General features: G+C 46.8%; 6 protein-coding genes. All 6 read left to right on the forward strand.

Annotation, left to right across the window (positions count from 1 at the left end; genetic code table 11):
- The first annotated feature begins 1,021 nt into the window (after positions 1–1,021).
- The 6 genes from rpmI (at position 1,022) to QT996_RS27880 (ending at position 5,809) form a co-directional block, all read left to right on the forward strand.
- Positions 1,022–1,219 (forward strand): 50S ribosomal protein L35, encoded by a 198-nt coding sequence (gene rpmI / locus QT996_RS27855; protein WP_006634164.1) that lies wholly within the window; start codon positions 1,022–1,024, stop codon positions 1,217–1,219.
- Between the two features lie 19 nt (positions 1,220–1,238).
- A complete protein-coding gene (rplT, locus tag QT996_RS27860; RefSeq protein WP_190658174.1) occupies positions 1,239–1,595 on the forward strand; it encodes a 50S ribosomal protein L20 in 357 nt (118 codons plus the stop codon).
- Positions 1,596–1,867: 272 nt separating this feature from the next.
- Complete coding sequence (locus QT996_RS27865) at positions 1,868–2,398, forward strand: tetratricopeptide repeat protein (protein WP_333050691.1); 531 nt, start codon at positions 1,868–1,870, stop codon at positions 2,396–2,398.
- 236 nt (positions 2,399–2,634) lie between these two features.
- Positions 2,635–3,012 carry a response regulator gene (locus QT996_RS27870; protein WP_333050693.1) on the forward strand — a complete coding sequence of 126 codons (378 nt, stop codon included), beginning with the start codon at positions 2,635–2,637 and terminating at the stop codon, positions 3,010–3,012.
- Entirely contained in the window at positions 3,009–3,617 is a 609-nt protein-coding gene (locus QT996_RS27875; RefSeq protein ID WP_006634168.1) for a hypothetical protein, read from the forward strand. Before QT996_RS27870 ends, QT996_RS27875 begins: the two co-directional genes overlap by 4 nt.
- A complete protein-coding gene (locus QT996_RS27880; protein ID WP_333050697.1) occupies positions 3,614–5,809 on the forward strand; it encodes a diguanylate cyclase domain-containing protein in 2,196 nt (731 codons plus the stop codon). The genes QT996_RS27875 and QT996_RS27880 overlap by 4 nt, the downstream gene beginning before the upstream one ends.
- The last annotated feature ends 516 nt before the right edge of the window (positions 5,810–6,325 follow it).

Consider the following 6,325-nt stretch of genomic DNA (forward strand, 5'->3'; position numbering starts at 1 on the left):
GGCCGCAATGAACAATGACTATATGATGCAAATTCTCAAGTGCTTTTGTCAAGGCTGATTGAGATGCTCTTACCCTGCCTTAAATACCTCATTTATTTCTAATTCTTGAGTGCCGAGATCGGCATGATATCAGCATTTTTAATCCGCATACATTCAACGGTTGACAAAGGCTTTTAGTCATAGAGCTATTCTTCAAACTCATCTCGTTCCATTGGGTACAGCTTCATCACTTCGCGGAATGTTGTCTCGATATCTGGCTTGTAGGATTGTTCACTGTGATGGGCACACTGACTCAATCTATTAACTAACTATGCAGCCACTCAAAGAGCCAACCCCCCAGAAAAGAAGAAAAAACAGAGCATGAAAAAGTGCTGACGTAAACCCCTGATCCACATTTACAAAAAAAACACCGGAGGCGGAAAGCGAGCGTATCTTCAGATCACAGAGGCAAGGGACACGGGGGGTTCAACCGCCTTGAACCTTTTTGAGTATTTCTTAAGCTGTTCACCATTTAAATTTTCGATACTATCTAAGCCAGTAAAGGGTTTCAGCCTCTGCAACACCCAGTTTAAATGCTAAACAGCTTAATTAAATAGCTAAAATATATCGTGTTATATAAACATATAAGTCAGTTATAAAATTCGTATTAAATAGTTTGAGCACTGATGCTAGCTGGTAATGATTCAACTCAAAACTTGAAGATGTGGCTGCAAAATTGGTCAATAAACTTATGGTTTAATTATTGCGAAAGAAATCGACCGAAAAAGGTAAGGCTCGGCTCGCCGGAACCTGTGGAGTTAAATCTTTTTGAGATTGAATTTCATGAACGCTTAATGATACCGCAACTGCGGTATAACATTCTATACTAAGTGTTGACTGCCGGAAACAACCACAAGATTAGCCGATCGCCCATCCTGTATATTGCCCCAAATACAGCGCCGCGCCCAACCCGCAAATCTCCCTTGCAGAAAGTACCACAAATGTGATACGGTAGAAGCTTGTGTCCAAATAACACCAGTCCATGCCAAAACTCAAAACTCGCAAAGCAGCCGCAAAGCGCTTTAGAGCGACCGGCAGCGGTAAGATTGTGCGCCGCAAAGCTTACAAAAGCCACTTGCTACAGCACAAAAGTTCAGCTCGCAAAAGCCGTCTCTCTAAGCTGGTCGTCATCGACGAAACCAACGACGCTAACGTGCGGTTAATGCTTCCATACTTGTAAAGTTTAACGGAAATTAAAGATGACACGGGTAAAACGCGGTAATGTCGCCAGAGCGCGCCGCAAAAAAATTCTCAAATTAGCCAAGGGTTTCCGAGGCGCACAGTCGAAACAGTTCCGCACAGCTAACCAACGGGTGATGCAGGCCCTGCGTAACGGTTATCGCGATCGCAAAAAACGCAAACGCGATTTCCGCCGCCTGTGGATTGCTCGGATCAATGCCGCCTCGCGCCAGCACGGCACGAGCTACAGCAGACTGATCGGCAACATGAAGAAAGCCAACATCGAAATCAACCGCAAAATGCTGGCACAAATGGCGATCATTGACCCCGCAACATTCGGTAAAGTCGTGGAAATGGCTAATCGAGCCGGAGGCTGAAAGTTCGCTTGATTTTCAGAAGGCAGAAAGCAGAAGTAAGAAAGATTTAACTGTCTGCCAGAGAAGGAAAACTCCTGATAAATTTAGGAGGTTGAGACAAACTTTCCTTCTTTGTTCTTACTTCTGGACTCTTGCTTTTTCAGAAATCGCGATCGTGCCAGTCGATCGCTATTTTCTTGTTTTTTATACAGTTGCAGAGGCAGATATCAGAGATTGCTATCGCGTTAAAATAAATAAAACATTCCACAGACCTACCTAATTTTAAGAAAAACATGGATAGTAATTTGCTTATTGTTTACCTGTCAGTCCTGCTCGCTATCCTCGGCAGCACTTCCTGGTTTCTGGTGCGCCAGATTCTTAAAACTCGCAAGCTGGAAATGTCTCTGGAACGCTTAGAAAATAAGCTAACAGTAGAAAAAGGAACAGCACAGGAATACTACGAATTAGGAAGTATCTATGTAGATAAAAAGCTTTACTCCCAGGCGATCGTACTGTTTCAAAAAGCCCTGAAAGCCAAAGACTTAGAAGGCGAAGAAAATCAAGCCGTTATTTACAACGCCCTGGGTTTTGCACACTTCGGCCAAGAACAATACGACATCGCAATCCGCCACTACAAAGAAGCCCTGAAGTTGCAGCCAGAATACGTTACATCTCTCAACAATCTGGGTCACGCCTACGAGCGCAAAAAATTAACAGCTCAAGCCTTGGAAATGTACGAACAAGCTCTCGCCTGCGATCCAGACAATGCCACTGCCAAACAGCGAGTCGAGTCCCTCCGGAAGCGTTTGGTAATCTATAATTGAGCGCCCATGTTAGGAGCAATAGAGATCCCGCAAACCTGGTTTCATTTAGAAACCGGGTTTTTTCTTCACATAGTCCAAGATACTAAACTATCCAATACATTAATGCGTTAGTTTTTAAGAACAGGAATTCCGAGTCAAGCTCGATCGCACACCGTCCCAGCACTTTAAATTAATGTCAAGATAAAAGCAGTACCTGCAATACCGGTCAGTCCTAACAATAGAAGGAGGAGAACGTAGTGACATCAATTCTCGTTGTCGAAGATTCGTGGTTGACTCGCAGGGTCATCTGCAAAATTCTCCGCGCCGAAGGATACGAGACTTGGGAAGCATCCAGCGGCCCAGAAGCTCTAGAACTGCTCGGCACTAAAACCCCAAACTGTATGCTCTTAGATCTGCTGATGCCGGAAATGGAAGGTCGGGAAGTCCTGCAAGCCATGCGCGATCGAGGATATAAAATTCCAGTTATCGTAATTACCGCAGACATCCAAGCAAGCACCCGCTCCGAGTGCATGGAACTCGGAGCCATGGCAGTCATTCACAAAATGCCCAACTCAGATGAACTGATCGGGTGGATCAAAAAAGCTCTCAGTGTCAGCGAGGAGAGCACCCAATGAAATTAAGCACTCGACAGCTCGATGCTTTGCAGGAACTCGTCAACATCGGGATCGGTCAAGCAGCAGGAGTCTTGAACGACATGATCGACTCCCCGATTCGCTTGCAAATCCCCTACCTTCAAATCCTCACTCCCATCGACGTAGAGGAAGAATTAGAGCAGCACCTCAACGGCGAGCAAATCGCCGCCGTCCAGCTAAAATTCACAGGCTCCTTTGGAGGCATTGCCCAGTTAGTCTTTCCCACCAACAGCGCGGCCCTGCTGGTGACAATGCTTACAGGGGAAGAAGTTGGAACTCACGATCTCGATTCAGTCAAAATTGGTACGCTGAGTGAAGTGGGAAATATTGTAATTAATGGGGTCATGGGTGCAATCAGCAACGTACTTCAGCAGCGCCTGAACTACTCAATTCCCACTTATAGCGAAGGGACGATTGCTAATTTGCTGATATCTGGCGGTTTAGCTACTGATACAGTTGTTTTATTAGCCCAGACCAGTTTCATGATTGAAAGGCTTCACATTGAAGGAGATATCATTCTTATTTTCAATGTTAATTCCTTTGACACCTTGTTGACTGCTATCAATCAACTTGCCGGGGGTCTATGATTGAGGAGAGCAAAAGTATTAAGGAAAAGTTTGGGGTTCTCGACAGCGTACCAGTCGGCGCCTGCTTGCTGCAAGATGATTTTGTGGTGCTGTTTTGGAACACTTGTCTGGAAGAGTGGACAAAAATTCCCCGCAGCCAAATATTGGGAACAAAGATCACAACCCATTTTCCTCACCTGAGTCAGCTAAAGTACGCCACTCGCTTCAAGCAAATCTTTGCAGGAGGCCCGCCAACAATTTTTTCTTCTCAAATTCACAAACACCTGATTCCGGCAACTTGGCAAGACGGCCAGCAGCGAATTCAGCAAACTACTGTGACTGCTGTGTCGGCCATGGAGGCGGGCATAGAAGAACAGGAGATGAGAGAGTGGGTTCTCCAGACTCTTGAGTTAAAACGAGACGGTACTTCAGGAGTCGGAGCACCCACAAGTGCTTTTTTGTCTAGGGAATTTCCACTCTCCGCTTCGTCCTCAATATGGCCGGGGGTCAATTCGCCATCGTTCTACGCGCTGCTGGTGATTCAAGACGTGACCGACCTCACCCATCGCATCCAAGCTTACCGCACAATGCGGGATCAAGCTTTGGAAGAAGTGCAAGTGCGTCAGCGAGTGGAGGAAGAATTGCGATCGAGCCAGCATTTCATCCAGCAGATTGCCGACGCCGCGCCTTATTTGCTCTACATCTATGATTTGACCGAACAGCGCAACGTCTACGTCAACGGTCAAGCTTCTAAATTGCTGGGCTACACTCCCCAAGAAATTTTACAAATGCAAACTGCTTTGTATTCCAGTTTGGTGCACCCAGAAGATTTGCCGAGGCTCAAAGCCCACCAGCAAAAATTTCCCTCGGCTCAAGACGGGCATATTTTGGAGTTGGAGTATCGCCTCAAACATCGATCGGGCGAATGGCGCTGGTTTCGCTGCCGCGACCAAGTTTTCGCCCGCACAGCCGACGGCTGCCCCAAACAAATTTTCGGCACTGCTCAAGATATCACGGAGTACAAGCGGGCAGAAGAGGCGCTGCGGCAGCAGAACGAACGAGAACTGCTGATGGCGACGATTACTCAGCACATCCGCCAGTCTCTGGATTTGGCCGAAGTGCTCAGCACGACAGTGACAGAAGTCCGTCAGTTCCTTCAGGCCGATCGAGTGATGATCGTCCGCTTTAACCCCTGTACCGGCAGTCTCTGTGCCGGCCCGGCGACGGGGGCGGTCACAGTGGAATCTGTAGCTGCCAACTGCCAGCCGATGTTGGGGGAAACCCTGGAAAATTTTTGTTTTGACCAGTTCTATCTCGAAGCGTACCAACATCGAGCGATCCGACCGATCGCCGATGTTTTTGCCGCCGATTTGCCGCAATATCAAATTGACTTGCTCGCACAATTCGCGGTGAGAGCTTATTTGGTTGTGCCTTTAGTGCAAGGGGACGAGTTGTGGGGTCTGCTGATGGCCCACCAGTGCAGTCCCCGGCAGTGGATGCAGTTGGAAGTAGAGTTGCTGTCTTCTCTGGCCACCCAGTTGGCGATCGCCATCAAGCAAGCAGAACTATACCAGCAGTTGCAAGCAGCCAACCTCAAGTTAGAGCGATTGGCGAGTTTAGACGAACTCACGCAGCTAGCAAACCGCCGCCGCTTCGATCAGTATTTAGAAATGGAGTGGCGCAGACAAGTGCGGGAACAAACGCCTCTGTCCCTGATTCTCTGCGATATTGATTCTTTTAAAAGTTACAACGATACTTACGGGCATCCAGGGGGAGACGAATGTTTGCGACAAGTCGCTGGGGCGATCGGCAATGCAGTCAATCGCCCCGCCGATTTAGTAGCTCGCTACGGAGGTGAAGAATTTGCCGTTATTTTGCCAAATACCGCGATTCAAGGCGCGGTGCTGGTAGCCGAACACATACAGCTCAAAATCGCAGCTTTGCAGCTTCCTCACGCTGGTTCTCAGGTGAGCCCGTACGTCACTCTCAGCCTGGGCGTAGCGAGTATTGTTCCTGCATCTGAATCGGGAGCCGAAATTCTGATTGCCGCAGCCGACCAAGCCCTGTATCAAGCTAAACGACTTGGGCGCGATCGTATCCAACTTTACCAGCCTGATCCTGCTGCGGGCAAGGCGAATGGGACAGGCACTTCGATACTTCCTGTAGATTTTTCTATACCCAATACTAATTTACCCTCTCCCACTAGCGCTTGACGAATTGCAATATTTGTTGATTCCGAGTAGTTATACCACTCCGCAAAAAAAATGCCACTGTAAGCCGGTGAGCCAAACCCTGATATCCCTCTTCTGTCACTTTCCGAATTTAAAGAAGTAAGAAATAAGCCAGCTCAAACAGAAGAATAAAAAGGTTGGAATTAATTTATTGTATCAATTAAATCGTTGAACCCAAGCAAGAGATTAGGATTAGGGAATATTTATAACCAAGGATAAATCCACCAAAATAGAAGGATGGGTTGGATAAGCTGTTCTGCCTTTAAACTGTGATATAGCCTTTATCAAAAATATAAGGTACAACAACAGCCGTGAGTAAACCTATTCCAAATATTTTATGATGTAACTTCATTAAATGCAAACTAAGAGAGCTTTTGCTAACTCTTGATAATGAGGCGTCTTGATAGAACGGAGAAGATTTTTAATACCAATTTTCAAAAATCATGCAACAGTAGCTAGGGCTGACAAAATGTAATCCCATCCAGTTATAGATGCTAT

The organism is Microcoleus sp. S13C4 (assembly GCF_036700865.1).
GTDB lineage: Bacteria > Cyanobacteriota > Cyanobacteriia > Cyanobacteriales > Microcoleaceae > Microcoleus.